Genomic DNA, 16,154 nt, shown 5'->3' on the forward strand with positions numbered 1-16,154 from the left:
ATGAAATTTTTAGCAGTTTGTGGGTCAGGTTTAGGGACAAGCTTTATGGTAGAAATGAATATTCAACAAATTTTGCAGGAATTAGGTGTCACAGGGGTAGAGGTGTCTCACTCTGATTTGAGCTCAGCCGCTCCTGGAGATGCAGATGTCTACTTTTTAGCCAAAGATATTGCTGAAGGAGGTGCTCATCTAGGCGAAGTCGTAGTGCTCGACAATATTATTGATATGGATGAATTGAGGAACAAAGTCACCAAAGTAGTGAAAGAAAAAAATCTAATTTAAAACTTAACTTAAGGAAAGGATGACTCCCATGAATAAATTCTTAAGTGTTTTAGTCGATATTTTAAGCCAGCCGGCTATTTTAGTTGCCGCCATTGCACTAATCGGTTTATTAGCCCAGAAAAAGAATTTATCTGAGATCATGAAAGGTGCTATAAAAACATTTGTTGGCTTTATTGTCATCGCTTCAGGAGCTGGGATCTTAGAACAAGGTCTTTCTCCATTCGGTGCGATGTTCCAAGAAGCATTTCATGTATCAGGGGTTGTACCGAACAATGAAGCCATCGTTGCATTAGCTTTAAATGAATATGGAACAAATACAGCATTAATCATGTTTTTTGGAATGATTGTAAACGTATTAATTGCTCGGTTTACTAGGTATAAGTATATCTTCTTAACAGGTCATCATACACTTTACCTAGCATGTATGTTTGCTGTAATTATGGCAGTAGCAGGTTTTGACACGATACCATTAATTGTTGCAGGAGCAGTTGCATTAGGAATTGTTATGACACTATCTCCAGCTATTTTACAACCATTTATGAGACAGCTAACTGGAAATGATAATGTTGCTTTAGGACATTTTAGTGCTGTTGGTTATGCTATTAGTGGCTTAACTGGAAAATTATTCAAAAATAGTAGGGAACAATCAACGGAAAATATTAATTTTCCGAAAGGCCTTGGGTTTTTACGTGATAGTACTGTAAGTATCGCATTAACAATGATTGTTATGTACGTTATTGTTGCATTCTTTGCTGGTTCTACATTTATCGAAACAGAATTAAGTGATGGGACTAATTATCTTGTGTTTTCTTTAATGAAAGGTGGTAGCTTTGCTGCTGGTGTATTTATTATCTTATCTGGAGTTCGTCTCGTATTAGCAGAAATTATTCCCGCGTTTAAGGGGATTTCTACAAAGATTGTGCCAAATGCCAAACCGGCGCTTGATGTTCCAATTATTTACACGTATGCACCAAATGCAGTATTAATTGGATTTTTCAGTAGCTTTATTGGCGGAATATTCAGTATGGCAATTATGTTTGTTGCTGGAACGACGATTATCCTCCCTGGTGTAGTACCTCACTTCTTTACTGGAGCAGCAGCAGGTGTTTTAGGAAATACAACAGGTGGGATTAAAGGTGCTGTTGCTGGATCGTTTGTAAACGGAATTATTATTTCGTTTTTACCAGTATTTTTATTACCAGTTCTTGGAGAATTAGGGTTTGCTAATACAACCTTTTCTGATGCAGACTTTGGCGTTTCAGGAATCTTCTTCGGATCACTGGCAAACTACGCGGGGCCAATCGCAATTGTTATTAGCTTAATCGTGATTCTTGGCATTATGCTCATTCCTTTTGGCAAGAAAAAAGAGTCCACGGAAAATGCTTAAGTAAAGAAATCATATAAAAAAACTAACTGGAGGAATCATCTATGACGGAATCAGAGAAACACGTAGCCAATTTATCCATTAACACCATACGTACACTGACCATTGATAGTGTAGAAAGGGCCCAGCATGGGCATCCGGGTATGCCGATGGGGGCAGCTCCAATGGCGTATAGTTTATGGAAACATGTGATGAACATGAACCCTAAGAATCCAGACTGGTTTAATCGTGATCGATTTGTCTTATCTGCAGGGCATGGTTCTATGCTACAATATTGTTTACTACATCTAGCGGGATATGATTTACCGTTGGAGGAGTTGAAAAACTTTAGACAATTAGGAAGTAAGACAGCGGGTCACCCAGAATTTGGAGTTACACCTGGAGTGGAAGTGACTACAGGTCCACTTGGACAAGGCATACCTGCTTGTGTTGGTTTAGCACTAGCAGAAAGACATTTAGCTGCGACTTATAATCGCGAGGGTTATCCAATCGTTGACCATTACACGTATACCATATGTGGTGATGGCGATTTGATGGAAGGTATTTCTTATGAAGCTGCTTCTTTAGCAGGGCATTTGAAATTAGGTCGCCTAATCGTTCTATATGACTCCAATGATATTAGCTTGGATGGAGAACTGGCACTATCGTTTTCTGAAGATATCAAGCAGCGATTTGAATCTTGTCATTGGCAATACTTGTATGTAGAAGACGGTAATGATGTAGAAGGAATTAAACAAGCAATACTAGAAGCAAAAGCCGAGAAAGACCGCCCAACCATTATAGAAATTAAAACGAAAATCGGCTACGGTGCTCCTACTATTGAAGGCAAAAGTGATGCGCATAGCGATCCTATCGGTATAGAAGAAATTAAACGGGCAAAAGCATTTTATAAATGGAACTATGAGGAAGACTTCTATGTACCAGAAGGAGTATATGAAGATTTTCGTAGCATTCAAGAAAATGGAAGTAAGAAAGAGGAACAGTGGAATGAATTGTTTAGACAGTACGAGCAAGCTCACCCTGAACTTGCTGTAGAATTAAAGCGAGTTATTGCAGGGGAGTTACCGGAAAATTGGGATGAAGATTTACCTGTTTATAAGGAAGGAAATACACTCGCTACTCGAGCTTCAGCAAGTGAAGTGCAACAAGCATTAGCAAATCATTTTCCAGAGTTAGTCGGAGGGTCTGCAGATTTAAATGCTTCAACGAAAACAAGGCTGCAAGCATTTGCTGATTTAACAGAACAAGACTATGCAGGCAGAAACATTTCCTTCGGTGTTCGAGAGTTCGCTATGGGAGCCATCGCCAATGGAATGGCTCGTCACTATCTCAAACCTTTTGTAAGTACATTCTTTGTTTTTTCTGATTACTTGCGTCCAGCTATTCGTCTATCAGCATTAATGGGGCTTCCAGTGACATATGTGTTTACACATGATAGTGTAGCGGTCGGTCAAGATGGCCCCACACATCAGCCTGTTGAGCATTTAGCTTCTTTTCGAGCAATGCCAAATATCACTGTGGTCAGACCAGCTGATGCAAATGAAACGAAAGAAGCTTGGAAAATTGCTGTAGCGCAAAAGGATCGTCCAACTATTCTTGTGCTTGGTCGTCAAAATGTACCAACATTAAAGGCGACAGAAGAAAAAGGACAAATTGGTGTTGCAAAAGGAGCCTATGTTATTTCAGAGGCTAAAGAAGCACCACAAGGTATTCTAATCGCTGCCGGTTCTGAGGTGCATTTGGCATTAAAAGCACAAGATGCGCTTGCTGCTGAAGGTATCTTTGTAAATGTTGTCAGTATGCCTTCTTGGGATTTATTTGATAAGCAAACAGAGGAATATAAAGAAAGTGTCTTACCAAGTAGTTTGCAAGCTCGCCTATCGATTGAAATGGGGTCTAAGGTCGGCTGGAAGGAGTACACTGGGTGTAAAGGTGCCGTAATGAGTATTGATTCATTTGGTGTTTCTGGCCCAGGAGAACAGGTTATCGAGCAGTTTGGGTTTACCGTAGAAAATGTAGTAAAAAACTTTAAAGGTCTTTTATAGAACGGTAGTAAACACGGGATACTTTGATGGTCCAAATTTTATAAGTATCCCGTTTTTTTGATCTTGGGTAGTTCACAAAACTTGTTTCATGTTAAAGAGTGCTTGTTATCGTTTCCTTAAGTAGTGATGCACAGTAAGCGTAATTGTGTCGGACTTTTCGATAGTGTTGATACACACTGAAAAACTTTAAAATTCTTTATTCCAAAACGGTAAAAATAATTTAACACCACGTTTATTAAATGGTAAAATCTTACTATCTGCAACTAAATGGGTAATATATCCAATCAGGCATGTATAATACACCCCCTCCACCCGCAGCGACTGATGTAAATAAAAAGCAATAAATCCAAAAAATATAACACCTAAAATCGAATGTGTATAACTTCTATGAGCTACAAGTGAAGCCATAATAATATAAATCCCTAATAACAGCAGCCATTGTTCCTCTAATGCTAATCCGCCAATGATGACACCTACGCCTGTGATGGTGAGCATATGCTTTTGTTTAAGGCGAATGGATATAGAGAGCAACGCAAATCCACTGCCAGCTCCTATCCATTGTTTCATCCCTTCTCCTTCATAAAAACTATAGATGATAAGCAAAAGCCCGATGACTTGAGCAATCGTCCGAAATAGTTTATGCGATAAAGTAATTTTACCGCGTAATTTTCCATCAATATCAAGATCTGGTATTAACGCTGAAATCGTTCCTAGGCTAACGAGTAAAGCTGTTTCTGCAGGAGGACTTTGTAAGTTGTTTGCGATAATAAAGCCGGTCACCGTACCAATTGCTGCATGCGTTGTACCGTTCATGTTAAGAAATCCTCCTTTCTAGGATTGCTAGAGCGTTTTTTTAATAAAGTATAAGAAACTATAAAATGATGTGCTTATGGATAACGAAATAACCGAATAGCCACGTCCGGCTCATGAGCCCAGCAACTAGGTGGCTTTAGAAATGCGCCCTACGATATGCTTCTCCTAAGTAAGAAGAAAAATAATGCTTGGAAAATGTAGAGCAAGCAGACCTTTAATTCTTTATTCATTGTACACCAAAATGTGTGTTCTGTTTAGTGAAAAACGTGGCTGGGACTTAAGAAAATACTATATAGCAAAAGCCGCAATTATAAATGGATTGTCTGGCTGAATAACTTATTGATTAATGCGCATGCAAATTTGGCTTTGTTCAAAAACGTACCCCAAATAGCCGCATCTACAGATTTTCTTCTTTATCCCGCATATAAATTGCTGTGAGACTCCCACATTAGGGAGCTGGATAATCTTGTACTGCAACAAGTCTAATCAGTAGATAATAGTACCTAAATGCCGATTTGTTTATCTAAGGAGAAAATAATCCAAAATTAGTACCAGATACTAAAACTATATGTTAAAATGAAGTCATATAAATGCAACATAGAAGGAGATTAGATACATGTACTATTTTTGTGCCAATGCTTTAAAAATAATTCTCAGCATGTTTGGAAGAATAAAGGTGTATCAAAAAGAAAATACGAATGTACCGGGTGGTTTTGTACTTGCCTGTACACATACAGGTTGGGTAGATATCCTGTGGCTCGGAGTTAGTATGTTACCTGTTAAAATCCATTATATGGCTAAAAAAGAGCTGTTTCAGTCGCGGTTTTTAAAGTGGTTTATGGAACAGTTGCATGCGTTTCCTGTGGATAGAAAAAATCCTGGACCAAGTGCGATAAAAATACCAAGGAAGCTATTGAAGGCAGGGAAAGTTGTTGGCGTATTTCCTAGCGGCACAAGAACAAGTGAGGAAGTCCCCCTAAAAAGGGGTGCAGTTACAATGGCGGGATATGCTAAAGTTCCCATCGTACCAGTTGCTTATCAAGGTCCAAATAACTTGAAAGACCTTTTTAAACGAGTAAAACCGCGAATCATTTTTGGAGAACCAATTTATCTACCTGAAGAACTGCCTTTAAAGCAAGGCATGGAAGTTATGATGGAACAATTGGAACTGTCTTTACATGATTTACAAAAACAACTGCAAGCTTTCGAATAAGCATCCAGAATGGGGAGAAGACGTGCGACATGTGCGGTGGGGATTTAAAAAAACCACGGCATAACGTTTTCTTTTCCATCAACAATACGATACAATTTTCTAATAAACGTTTGCACGAAGTAATGGAACAAGCTGATGCTTGAAAAGGTTATTTCTATTTATACTGTAAATACAGATTGATTGGTGATTTACATGGCGGAATTAAAAAAGAAACGATGGTTGTTTATTATTACAATTGGATTAGGGACACTATTGAACCCGCTAAACTCATCCATGATCGCGGTTGCAGTTACACGCCTTCAGGAGGATTTTGCGTTATCATTTGTACATGCTTCATGGCTGATCTCTATTTTTTATTTAGCAAGTGCAGCAGGTCAGCCAGTGATGGGAAAACTAAGTGATATGTTTGGTCCAAAACGGTTATTTATGACCGGATTAATGCTTGTAGCATTGGCTTCATTGCTAGCACCTTTTTCTCCAAATTTTCTTTTTTTGTTAGCTTGTCGAGCATTGCAGGCCATTGGCAGTTCCACTTTATTTCCTAGTGGTATGAGCATGATTCGGACATATATAACAGAAGGACAAGGACGGGCACTTGCAATTTTGTCTATATTCGCATCCACATCGGCAGCCTTTGGTCCATCCATTGGAGGTTTCTTCATTGATTTATGGGATTGGCAAGCCATTTTTTTCATTAACTTTCCATTTATTCTGATGTCGTTTCTTTTAGCTATATTTATTTTACCGGATACGAAAGAAAATCTTGCTTTAAAGCAGATTGATCTTATTGGAATTGGTTTATTCATTGCGTCCATAACGAGCCTAATTCTGTTTTTGCTTTCGTTTGAGGAGGGAAATATTCGCTGGTGGGCACTCTTTGCCTTCCTGATAACTTCGGGAATTTTTTATAAATTTGAAGCGCAGCATCGAGCACCATTTATGGATGTGACCAGTTTAAAGAAGAATACGAAGGTAACCATGGTTTATGGGCAATTTATGAGTATTAATCTCATTTATTATTGTTATTTTTTCGGTTTCCCAATCTTTCTTCAACAGGCCCTTACTTATAGCGAAACACAGACAGGGATTATTATGCTAGCACTTGCCGGTTTTGGCGTAATTATTGCACCATTGGCAGGGCGTATGATCGATAAATTAGGGTCGAAATTACCAGCAGTGGTAGGGATAGGCTTGCTAGTAATCGGTACAGGATTATTATTAACGTACCATGAAACTTCTTCGTTAGGCTGGTTACTTGTAATAATGAGCGTTTTAGGAGCTAGTAACGGATTTAACAATATTTCCATGCAGACGGCATTATATGAAAATATAAGACCAGAGGATACAGGACAAGCTTCGGGTTTATTTCAAACGAGCAGGTATATGGGCGCCATCTTATCTTCCAGTTTATTAGGAATCATGTTTAACCAACAGGTAGGTTATGAAAATTTGCATCTAGTTGCCATTATTTGTTTAATTTTTTCCGTGTTGGTATTTGCTATGATGTTAAGGCTTCCGGGAAAATTAACGGACAGTAATAGATAGTATGAAACTATGTCGGTTAAATTTATCCCGGATGCACGAGGTTTGCAACTTTTCCATCAAGAGTCGCAACGAGACAAGGAAATCCAAAGAAATAACGGTAAATAAATTCCCCATTTGTTAGATCTGTACGATGCCAATCACAGGAGGCGTGACACGCAGAGGTGGTGTTTTTCTTTTTCCAGGGAATTTAGGATTTTTACTTTTGCTCAGTTTCAAATCAGTTTAGATGGACAAAAAACTTCGACTGATGGAAGACTCACTTGATCATTTTTCTGTTGCAAACAACTCAATAAATTGTCTAGCACTTTTTGGCAGATAACGGCCCTTGAGCCAAATAATTGCCGAGTGAGAAGTGAAAGTGTGGTCTTTAATGGTCAATGGTTTTAATCCGTGCAAATGGTGACCTTGAAGTGTGGATTCTGGAATGATGGAAGCTCCCATTTCTTCGCTAACCAACTGTAATATCATGTCTACATCAGGGCATTCACAAACAATGTTTGGATAAAGATTGCGTTTTTCAAATTGTTCCACGATTAATTCATATTGCCCTCGCCCGCTAATACGATGTAGCAAGAGTAACGGCAATTCACTTAACTTTTCCATCGTGATGGTTTCTGAAACAGTCGACCAATTTTCCGGAATTACTGCTACATAGTTTTCTGTTGGAAGGGAGAGGGAAGCAAAGGTACTCATCTCAATTGGTAAGCGAATAACCGCAACGTCAATAGTTCGTTGGAGTAATTGTTCTGCAAGTAAATAAGAATCTCCTTCTCTTAGCTGAAATTGAATGTGTGGATATTTATTATGATAGTACTTGAGCTTTTTGGGTATTTGTGGAAAGCATGTTTTTACACAGCCGATGGAAAGAGTCCCTTTTATCCCGCCGCCAATGTCTTTTACTTCCGTCATCGTTTCTTCCATATAATCAAATAAGTGATTTATTTTTTGATATAAAATGACACCTGCATCCGTTAACTCCATTTTTCTCCCATTACGCTCCATCAATCTTACACCCAACTCTGTTTCTAATGCTTTAAGACTTTGGCTTAACGGTGGTTGAGCCATATGCAGTTTTTTTGCAGCACGAGTAATTTGCCCTTCTCTTGCAATAGTTTGAAAATACCGTAACTGTCTTAAATCCAATTGTTCCCCCCCTTTTGTACACATTAAATTCTAAAAAGTATGTAATCTCAACGGAAGCTGTTTTTCAAGGGACCAGAAGATTCTAGCCTATGTTCCACCATTTAGTGACGTATGTAAGAAAAATATCCCTGGTTCCATGTTCACAATTAGTAGAAGTGAGGGAAAAGCGTGAGTAACTGGATGGTGGTCCAATAATAAACTGATGGCGCAATTTAAAACCAAAAGAAATATGTGTACTATGCAACACTGGATAATTATATATGATTTTATATATATTAGTTGCCGTTGTCAAAAAGTATATCATTTTTATATAGTTTGTTAATAAAATAGATATTATGAATATAGCAAAAATTATGATATTGTTCTAATTAAAGGTATTATTCAGAAAATTGCCTGAATACAGCACGCATTTTATGAAAACGCTTTTTAAATATGCAAGGAGGGAAACTATGCCAGCGAAAACAGGACAGCAATATATTCAACGGTTAAAACAAGCAAATAATAATGTGTATATTCATGGAGAACGAGTCGAAGATGTGACAGAACATCCAGTATTTAAAAATGTGGTTCAATCCATGGCAAAACTGTATGACCTTCAATATGAAAAACCCGACAAAATGTTGTATACATCACCAACTACAGGCGATAAAGTAAGCAAAACATTTATGGTGCCAACAACTGTTGACGAATTAGTTGAGCGCAGAGAAGCTATCATGGAATGGCAAAGTTTTACAAAAGGATTAATGGGAAGGTCGCCCGATTATTTGAATGCTGATGTGATGGCGATGGGTCAGGCAAGCGAATTCTACGCCGAGGGTGACCCTATGTTTGCTGAAAATGCTAAGAACTATGCAGCATTTGCCAGAGAAAATGATATTAGCTTAACGCATACATTGATCCACCCACAGGTAAATCGGGCAAAGATACAAGCGGAACAAAAAGATGCTAACGTCGCGTTACATGTAGTGGAAAAGAATGATGATGGGGTTATTGTCGATGGGGTTCGGTTGTTGGCGACTCAGGGTGCTATTACAGATGAAATTTTAGTGTTTCCATCGACTGTTAAAAAGTCAGGAGAGTTGGATGACCCTTACTCCTTAGCATTTGCCCTACCAAATAATACACCAGGGTTAAAATATTTAAGCCGCGAATCTTTTGTATATAGAGATAACCCATATGATCATCCGTTAAGTCATCAATTTGAAGAAGGAGATACGATCGTAGCTTTTGATCATGTACTTGTTCCATGGGACCGTATTTTTGTATTGGAGAATTCATCGATTTGTAATCGAGCTTTTGGTGAAACGAATGCTGTTGTTCATATGACACATCAAGTAGTTGCAAAAAATATTGCCAAAACAGAATTTTTGCTTGGGGTTGTATTGACTCTAATGGATTCTATTGGCATTGATGGCTTTCAGCACGTGAAAGATAAAGGCACGGAAATTATGCTCACGCTAGAAACAATGAAATCTCATTTATTCCGTGCAGAGAACAATGCAAAGCTTGATAAGTGGGGCATGATGACACCGGATTTTGCAGCGCTTGATGCTGCCAGAAATTGGTTCCCGCGTGTGTATCCGCGGATGGCAGAGATCATTCGTATTCTTGGCGCTTCTGGGATGATGGGGATACCAACCGAGGCAGATTTTGCACATGAGGAGATTGGTCCGATTCTTCACCGTGCCATGCAAGGGAAAAATGTGGAAGGATATGAGCGAGTGCAAATTTTCCGCTTAGCATGGGATTTAACAATGAGTGCATTTGGAAGCAGGCAGACACATTATGAATATTATTTCTTTGGCGATCCAATTAAAATGGGGATGGCTTACTTTGATAAATATGATAAAGAAACGTATAAAGCTCGAGTTAGAGAGTTTTTAAACAGCCAAAACATGAATAAATTACAGATTTAGGTGCTATTCAAATGAAGGAGTTATTATGAACTGACAGGAGGTTAATCCATATGGATAGTAGAGCTTTCCGAAATGCAATGAGTTGTTTTGCTACGGGGGTGACAGTGATTACAACTAAAGTGGAAGAAGAAACGCATGGTATGACAGCAAACGCATTTATGTCTGTTTCCTTAGAGCCAAAATTAATTACGGTATCTATAGACAATCGAGCGAATATGTTAACAAAAATCTACCAATCCGAAAAATTTGCGGTAAATGTTCTAGCGGATACGCAACAGGATATTTCCATGCATTTTGCAAATCAAGCGAAAAAATACGAGGAGGTCCCATTCGATATACTCAAAGGTGTTCCCATCATTCAAGATGCACTCGTTTCGGTTGTATGTGAAGTGGACCGAGCATTTGAAGTAGGCGACCATACACTTTTTATTGGGAAGGTAGAAGCCATTCATTCCAATAATGGAAATCCGCTAACGTTTTATAAAGGGCAGTATGGAAAGTATGAGCCAGCAGAATATGTGTAAATGAAACCGCCTCACAAATCATATATTATTTTATATACAATGTACTAATTTTTAACAAAGGAGCGGAGGATTAATGGCAAATCAAATTGCGGAACAGCACGAGGAAATGAAACAAGCAGTAAAGGCTGTTCAACATTATATTGATGGAAAGTTTGTCGATGCAGATTCTCAGGACGTGTTTGAAAATATTAGTCCCTTTACTAACGAAACAATCAATGTAGTTGCTGCGGGAGAAAGAGCAGATATTGATAAGGCTGTAAAGGCTGCAAAAAAAGCCTTTCATGGCGAGTGGGGAAAACTTAAAGTAAGGGAGCGATTAGCCTATATTTACAAAATTGCCGATGTCATCGATGAGCATATTGACGAAATCGCGCCACTGGAATCTTTTGATACTGGGCTTCCGATAAGTCAAACAAAGAAAATGGTGAGCAGAGCAGCCTATAATTTTCGCTTTTACGCGGAGATGGTTGCGACACGAATGGTAGGAGAAGCGTATCAGGTAGATGATGAATTTTTAAACTACACAATTCATAAGCCTGTAGGGGTGGCTGGTTTAATTACCCCGTGGAATGCACCATTTATGCTGGAAACGTGGAAGCTTGCCCCAGCGCTTGCTACTGGAAATACGGTTGTGCTAAAACCAGCAGAATGGTCTCCGCTTACAGCGCATCGGTTAGCAGAGATTATTGACAAGGTAGGACTGCCGAATGGAGTATTTAATATTGTCCATGGTTATGGAGAAACAGCTGGTGCAGCGCTTGTCGCCCATCCAGATGTACCGTTAATTTCATTTACAGGTGAAACGACGACAGGCTCCGAAATTATGAAAAATGGAGCGGATCAATTAAAACGTTTTTCCATGGAGCTTGGGGGAAAGTCACCGATTATCGTGTTTGAAGATGCGGATGTAGAAAGGGCGTTAGACGCTTGCACATGGGGAATTTTCTCATTTAATGGTGAGCGTTGTACGGCTAATTCCCGCTTGTACGTGCATGAGAGTATTGCCTCAACGTTTATTAAACGATTAAAACAGCGTATTGCTAATATAACGGTCGGGGACCCATTAGATGTAAGTACACAAGTAGGACCGTTAATTCATCAACAACATTATGAAAATGTGAAACATTATTTAAAAATTGCGGAAGAAGAAGGGTGTGAAGTAATTAGTGGGAATGTGCCTGATAGTAAAGGTAATTACATTCCGCCGACGCTGTTACTTCATGCAAGAAATGATATGCGTGTGGTGCAGGAAGAAATTTTTGGACCGGTTATAGCAGCAATGACCTTTACTGATGAAGCAGAAGTGATTGAACTGGCCAATGATGTCCGCTACGGGCTGGCAGGGTATGTGTGGACAAAAGACATCCAGCGCGGTCATCGAGTCGCTCAAGCAATTAATTCGGGGATGTTATGGCTTAACGCTCAAAATGTAAGAGATTTGCGCACGCCATTCGGAGGCTCTAAGCATAGTGGAATAGGACGTGAAGGCGGGCACTATGCGTTTGATTTTTATACAGAAACACAGATTGTTCATGTAGCATTAAAGGACCATCACATACCGCAGTTTGGCAAATAGAAGGGGGCACTGGGATGGATTTTAATATTATACGTGCGGGGCGTGCTGTCCTGCATGTTACCAATTTAGAGAAGTCACGTCCGTTTTATGAGGCATTGGGATTTGTGGTAACAGAAGCGGATAGCGAAAATATATTTTTTCGCGGTTTGGAAGAACATAACCATCATAGCTTATGGCTAAAACAGACGACAGAACCAGCTGTGGAAGCAATTAGTTATAAAGTGACCTGTGAAAATGATTTGGAAGAACTAGAAAAGCTATTTCACAGCCAAGGAAGACAAGTAAAGTGGCTGCCAAAAGGGGAGCAGCACGCCATAGGTCGGGCGCTTCGTGTTCAGGATGTTACTGGTATACCTCTGGAATTTTATGCAGAAATGGAGTCTGTAGAGCGATTATTGCAGCGTTATGACTTGCATAAGGGAGCCAAAGTTCAACGAATTGATCATTTTAATTGCATGGTACGTGACGTCGAATCAGCTTATTATTATTACGTACAGAAGCTAGGTTTTGCGTGTTCTGAGTATACGGAAGGAGAACAAGAAAAGATTTGGGCTGCTTGGCTTCATCGTAAGCCTTCTGTCCATGATGTGGCGTTTATGAATGGTTTAGGACCACGTTTACATCATATTGGTTTTTGGCTGAAAGATCCAATGAGTCTCATTGATGGTTGTGATGTGCTAGCAGCCGCAGGATATAGCGCTAATATTGAAAGAGGACCCGGTCGGCATGGGCTTTCGAATGCATTTTTCTTATATGTCAGAGATCCAGATGGTCATCGGATTGAATTATACAATGGGGATTACCTAACGAGTGATCCCGACTTTAAGCCAATTAAATGGGATTTAGATGACCCGATGAGGCAAACGTTTTGGGGTCATCAAGCACCTGACTGCTGGTTTGACGAGGCTTCTGAAGTTCTAGATATACTGACAGGACAAAAATTGCCGTTACAGGAACCAAAACTGAAGAAAAGTAAGCCGCAATTTGTAATGTAACGTATCGCAGATGTACAGAGAAGGAAATAAAAGGGCATATTATTGGACCTCATTCGTCCATGCTCAAACAGTTTGTTACCATTTTGCTTCATCCGTATTTTGAAGCACTAACTTTTAGAAAGGATGGTTCACTTGGTTAAAAAATATGAAGAGATAAAACAACGCTTACGAGGATCTGTCACCCCGTTAATTACTCCGTTTAAAGCGAACTATGAAATAGATTACGAGAAACAAGTAGAATTAATCGAATACCAGCTGGACAATGGAACACACGCTATTTCCGTTACAGGCACCTCGGGAGAACCAAGCTCGCTTACGCTAGAAGAACGTGTCTATGTCATGGAAAATGCTAAACAGGCAATCAACGGCAGAGTTCCATTTGCTCCAGGAACGGGTTCTACCAATCATGACGAAACGATGTATTTAACGAAGAAAGCCCGGGAAATTGGTGCAGATGCAGCAATGGTAATTGTTCCATACTATAATAAACCAAACCAACAGGCTTTATATAAGCATTTTAAGACAATAGCTGATACGGTCGATATACCTATTATTGTCTATAATATACCTGGACGGACAGCTGTAAATATGGAAGTGGAAACATTAGCAAGACTAAGAGAAGATTGTCCGAACATAATTGGTGTAAAAGAATCGAATAAAGACTTTGAACATGTGAATCGTGTATTACTTCATTGCGGAAGAGATTTTTTGTTATTTTCAGGTATTGAACTGCTTTGTTATCCGATGCTTGCTATTGGTGGCGCAGGTTCCATTAGTGCTACATCTAATGTCGAGCCGAAGAAGGTAGCTGAGATGCATAATGCATGGGCAGAAGGAGATATTAAGCGTGCGCAGGACCTACATTTTGAATTAATGACATTAAATGACGTATTGTTTAAAGATACGAACCCAGCTCCAGTGAAGGCGGCACTTGGGATGATGGGGAAAATTGAACCTGTACTACGCTTGCCAATGGATGTTCCTAATGAGGCATTGCAAAAAGAAATTCATCAAACTTTAGTTGATTACGGGAAGTTATTACAGCATACGTGAGCTTTGCTTTTCAATATACATTTTATAGCAATATTCAAATGAACGAATTCATCTGGGTATTGCTTAAATTCATTTTTAAAATCATGCACAATAAATGAGGATGGTGAAAATGTTGCAGACGGTATATATGAAATTATCAGGAATACAACCCATACAGGAAGGCAAAGTGAATTTGAATGAACAAGAAGTATGGATAGACGGTAACTCATACAGAAATAAAGAATTGTCATTCGATATTCCTATAACCGGAACTATATACGGTACACTATTAAATTATCGCAACGCCTATACCCAATTAAAAGAGGCAATGTACCAGGAACCATATCAAGCACCACCACAAGCTCCTGTTCTGTATATAAAACCGCAGAATACGCTTATTGCTGCTGGATCCCTAATCCCAATTCCAGAAGAAGAGCAGGAATTGGATATGGGGGCTGCTTTAGGAGTTGTAATTGGAAAAACGGCTAGCAAAATCGACGAATTTCATGCCTTAGACTTTGTGGAAGGATATACGATTGTCAATGATGTCAGCATCCCTCACGACAGTGTTTATCGTCCTCCAGTGAAAGAAAAAGCGCGCGATGGTTTTTGTCCTGTTGGTCCATGGATCATGTCAAAAACTGCTGTTCATAATCCAAATGAATTAGAAATTCGCGTGCTAGTTAATGGAGAGCTGAGACAAAAAAGTAATACCAATCAGCTTATTCGTTCCGTAGAAAAATTACTTGCTGACATAACGGAGTTTATGACGCTTGCAAAGGGAGATGTATTATTAGTCGGTGTTCCAGAGAACCCGCCACGAGTAAAAGCGAAAGATCACATCCATATTGAAATAGATCAGATAGGAGTACTTGAAAATACCATTGCCACAGAGAAAGCAAGTGTAGGAGGGAGATTATGAAGCATGCACGTGTAGCATACGATGGGCTTATTCAAGAGGCAACTGTCAATGGTGATGGTGTTCAACTGCTTGATGGTAGATTAGTGACAGAAGATGAAGTAGTCTGGTTACCACCTGTACAACCGAATACCATTTTTGCGTTAGGGTTAAACTATGCGGATCATGCAAAGGAACTATCATTTTCAGCAGTTCAAGAGGAGCCGCTTGTCTTTTTTAAAGGTCCGAATACGTTAATTGGTCACAAAGGAAAGACGGTTCGCCCAAATGACGTGACATTTATGCATTATGAATGTGAATTAGCGGTGGTGCTTGGCAAGCAAGGAAAGCATATTCAACAAGCAGAAGCTTATGATTATGTAAGAGGCTATACGGTAGCGAATGATTATGCCATTCGAGATTATTTAGAAAATTACTACCGCCCAAACCTGCGTGTGAAGAATCGCGATGGTTGCACACCTATAGGTCCGTGGCTTGTCGATAAGGAAGATGTACATGACCCGATGAATTTAACGCTGCGAACTTACATTAATGGAAAGAAAACACAGGATGGTACAACTGCAGATATGCTTTTAAGTATACCGCAATTAATCGAGTACTTAAGTAGTTTTATGACATTATATCCAGGGGATATCATCTTAACAGGAACGCCAAAAGGATCAGTCGATACAGTTGTCGGAGATGAAGTCGTAACTGAAATTGAAGGGGTCGGTCGCTTGGTAAATACGGTAGTTGGTGAAGAAGTGTTGCAAAACAGTTGAACTAGT

Annotated in this window: 14 protein-coding genes; 12 read left to right on the forward strand and 2 right to left on the reverse strand. The window is 39.4% G+C overall.

All coding sequences use genetic code 11. The features are described from left to right. The 3 genes from BKP57_RS18765 to tkt are packed head-to-tail and all read left to right on the forward strand — an operon-like array spanning nt 1 to nt 3,711. Nucleotides 1–282 carry a PTS sugar transporter subunit IIB gene (locus BKP57_RS18765; protein WP_050352461.1) on the forward strand — a complete coding sequence of 94 codons (282 nt, stop codon included), beginning with the start codon at nt 1–3 and terminating at the stop codon, nt 280–282. A gap of 28 nt (nt 283–310) precedes the next feature. Next, nucleotides 311–1,669 (forward strand): PTS ascorbate transporter subunit IIC, encoded by a 1,359-nt coding sequence (locus BKP57_RS18770; RefSeq protein ID WP_050352462.1) that lies wholly within the window; start codon nt 311–313, stop codon nt 1,667–1,669. A 41-nt stretch (nt 1,670–1,710) separates the two neighbouring features. After that, on the forward strand, nt 1,711–3,711 hold the full coding sequence (tkt, locus tag BKP57_RS18775; RefSeq protein WP_072742159.1) for a transketolase: 2,001 nt from the start codon (nt 1,711–1,713) through the stop codon (nt 3,709–3,711). A gap of 186 nt (nt 3,712–3,897) precedes the next feature. Here tkt and BKP57_RS18780 read toward each other — a convergent pair whose 3' ends face one another. Then, nucleotides 3,898–4,524, reverse strand: coding sequence for a metal-dependent hydrolase (locus tag BKP57_RS18780; protein ID WP_050352464.1), 627 nt, complete (start codon nt 4,522–4,524; stop codon nt 3,898–3,900). A 616-nt stretch (nt 4,525–5,140) separates the two neighbouring features. On the opposite strand from BKP57_RS18780, the gene BKP57_RS18785 reads away from it, so the two are divergent. Beyond that, nucleotides 5,141–5,737 (forward strand): lysophospholipid acyltransferase family protein, encoded by a 597-nt coding sequence (locus BKP57_RS18785; protein WP_072742160.1) that lies wholly within the window; start codon nt 5,141–5,143, stop codon nt 5,735–5,737. 192 nt (nt 5,738–5,929) lie between these two features. After that, a complete protein-coding gene (locus BKP57_RS18790; RefSeq protein WP_050352466.1) occupies nt 5,930–7,282 on the forward strand; it encodes an MFS transporter in 1,353 nt (450 codons plus the stop codon). A 264-nt stretch (nt 7,283–7,546) separates the two neighbouring features. Here the strand turns inward: BKP57_RS18790 and BKP57_RS18795 are convergent, their stop codons facing one another. Next, nucleotides 7,547–8,425 (reverse strand): LysR family transcriptional regulator, encoded by an 879-nt coding sequence (locus tag BKP57_RS18795; protein WP_050352467.1) that lies wholly within the window; start codon nt 8,423–8,425, stop codon nt 7,547–7,549. 449 nt (nt 8,426–8,874) lie between these two features. On the opposite strand from BKP57_RS18795, the gene hpaB reads away from it, so the two are divergent. The 7 genes from hpaB to BKP57_RS18830 all read left to right on the forward strand — a co-directional run bounded on the left by hpaB (nt 8,875) and on the right by BKP57_RS18830 (nt 16,148). Then, complete coding sequence (gene hpaB, locus BKP57_RS18800) at nt 8,875–10,341, forward strand: 4-hydroxyphenylacetate 3-monooxygenase, oxygenase component (RefSeq protein WP_072742161.1); 1,467 nt, start codon at nt 8,875–8,877, stop codon at nt 10,339–10,341. 50 nt (nt 10,342–10,391) lie between these two features. Beyond that, nucleotides 10,392–10,865, forward strand: coding sequence for a flavin reductase family protein (locus BKP57_RS18805; protein WP_050352469.1), 474 nt, complete (start codon nt 10,392–10,394; stop codon nt 10,863–10,865). Nucleotides 10,866–10,971: 106 nt separating this feature from the next. Beyond that, nucleotides 10,972–12,441, forward strand: a complete 1,470-nt coding sequence (gene hpaE / locus BKP57_RS18810; protein WP_050353516.1) for a 5-carboxymethyl-2-hydroxymuconate semialdehyde dehydrogenase — start codon at nt 10,972–10,974, stop codon at nt 12,439–12,441. Between the two features lie 14 nt (nt 12,442–12,455). Continuing rightward, nucleotides 12,456–13,436, forward strand: a complete 981-nt coding sequence (gene hpaD, locus BKP57_RS18815; RefSeq protein ID WP_050352470.1) for a 3,4-dihydroxyphenylacetate 2,3-dioxygenase — start codon at nt 12,456–12,458, stop codon at nt 13,434–13,436. Nucleotides 13,437–13,568: 132 nt separating this feature from the next. Beyond that, nucleotides 13,569–14,489 carry a 2,4-dihydroxyhept-2-ene-1,7-dioic acid aldolase gene (hpaI, locus tag BKP57_RS18820; RefSeq protein WP_232231239.1) on the forward strand — a complete coding sequence of 307 codons (921 nt, stop codon included), beginning with the start codon at nt 13,569–13,571 and terminating at the stop codon, nt 14,487–14,489. Between the two features lie 109 nt (nt 14,490–14,598). Beyond that, nucleotides 14,599–15,390 (forward strand): fumarylacetoacetate hydrolase family protein, encoded by a 792-nt coding sequence (locus BKP57_RS18825; RefSeq protein WP_050352472.1) that lies wholly within the window; start codon nt 14,599–14,601, stop codon nt 15,388–15,390. Then, entirely contained in the window at nt 15,387–16,148 is a 762-nt protein-coding gene (locus tag BKP57_RS18830) for a fumarylacetoacetate hydrolase family protein (RefSeq protein ID WP_050352473.1), read from the forward strand. The genes BKP57_RS18825 and BKP57_RS18830 overlap by 4 nt, the downstream gene beginning before the upstream one ends. Nucleotides 16,149–16,154: the final 6 nt, after the last annotated feature.

Origin of the sequence: Virgibacillus sp. 6R, assembly GCF_001895305.1 — a bacterium.
Lineage (GTDB): Bacteria > Bacillota > Bacilli > Bacillales > Amphibacillaceae > Virgibacillus > Virgibacillus pantothenticus.

Coding starts and splice junctions, on each gene's coding strand:
- BKP57_RS18765 (WP_050352461.1), top strand. CDS start 1: ATGAAATTTTTAGCAGTTTGTGGGTCAGGTTTAGGGACAAGCTTTATG.
- BKP57_RS18770 (WP_050352462.1), top strand. CDS start 311: ATGAATAAATTCTTAAGTGTTTTAGTCGATATTTTAAGCCAGCCGGCT.
- tkt (WP_072742159.1), top strand. CDS start 1,711: ATGACGGAATCAGAGAAACACGTAGCCAATTTATCCATTAACACCATA.
- BKP57_RS18780 (WP_050352464.1), bottom strand. CDS start 4,524: ATGAACGGTACAACGCATGCAGCAATTGGTACGGTGACCGGCTTTATT.
- BKP57_RS18785 (WP_072742160.1), top strand. CDS start 5,141: ATGTACTATTTTTGTGCCAATGCTTTAAAAATAATTCTCAGCATGTTT.
- BKP57_RS18790 (WP_050352466.1), top strand. CDS start 5,930: ATGGCGGAATTAAAAAAGAAACGATGGTTGTTTATTATTACAATTGGA.
- hpaB (WP_072742161.1), top strand. CDS start 8,875: ATGCCAGCGAAAACAGGACAGCAATATATTCAACGGTTAAAACAAGCA.
- BKP57_RS18805 (WP_050352469.1), top strand. CDS start 10,392: ATGGATAGTAGAGCTTTCCGAAATGCAATGAGTTGTTTTGCTACGGGG.
- hpaE (WP_050353516.1), top strand. CDS start 10,972: ATGAAACAAGCAGTAAAGGCTGTTCAACATTATATTGATGGAAAGTTT.
- hpaD (WP_050352470.1), top strand. CDS start 12,456: ATGGATTTTAATATTATACGTGCGGGGCGTGCTGTCCTGCATGTTACC.
- BKP57_RS18825 (WP_050352472.1), top strand. CDS start 14,599: ATGTTGCAGACGGTATATATGAAATTATCAGGAATACAACCCATACAG.
- BKP57_RS18830 (WP_050352473.1), top strand. CDS start 15,387: ATGAAGCATGCACGTGTAGCATACGATGGGCTTATTCAAGAGGCAACT.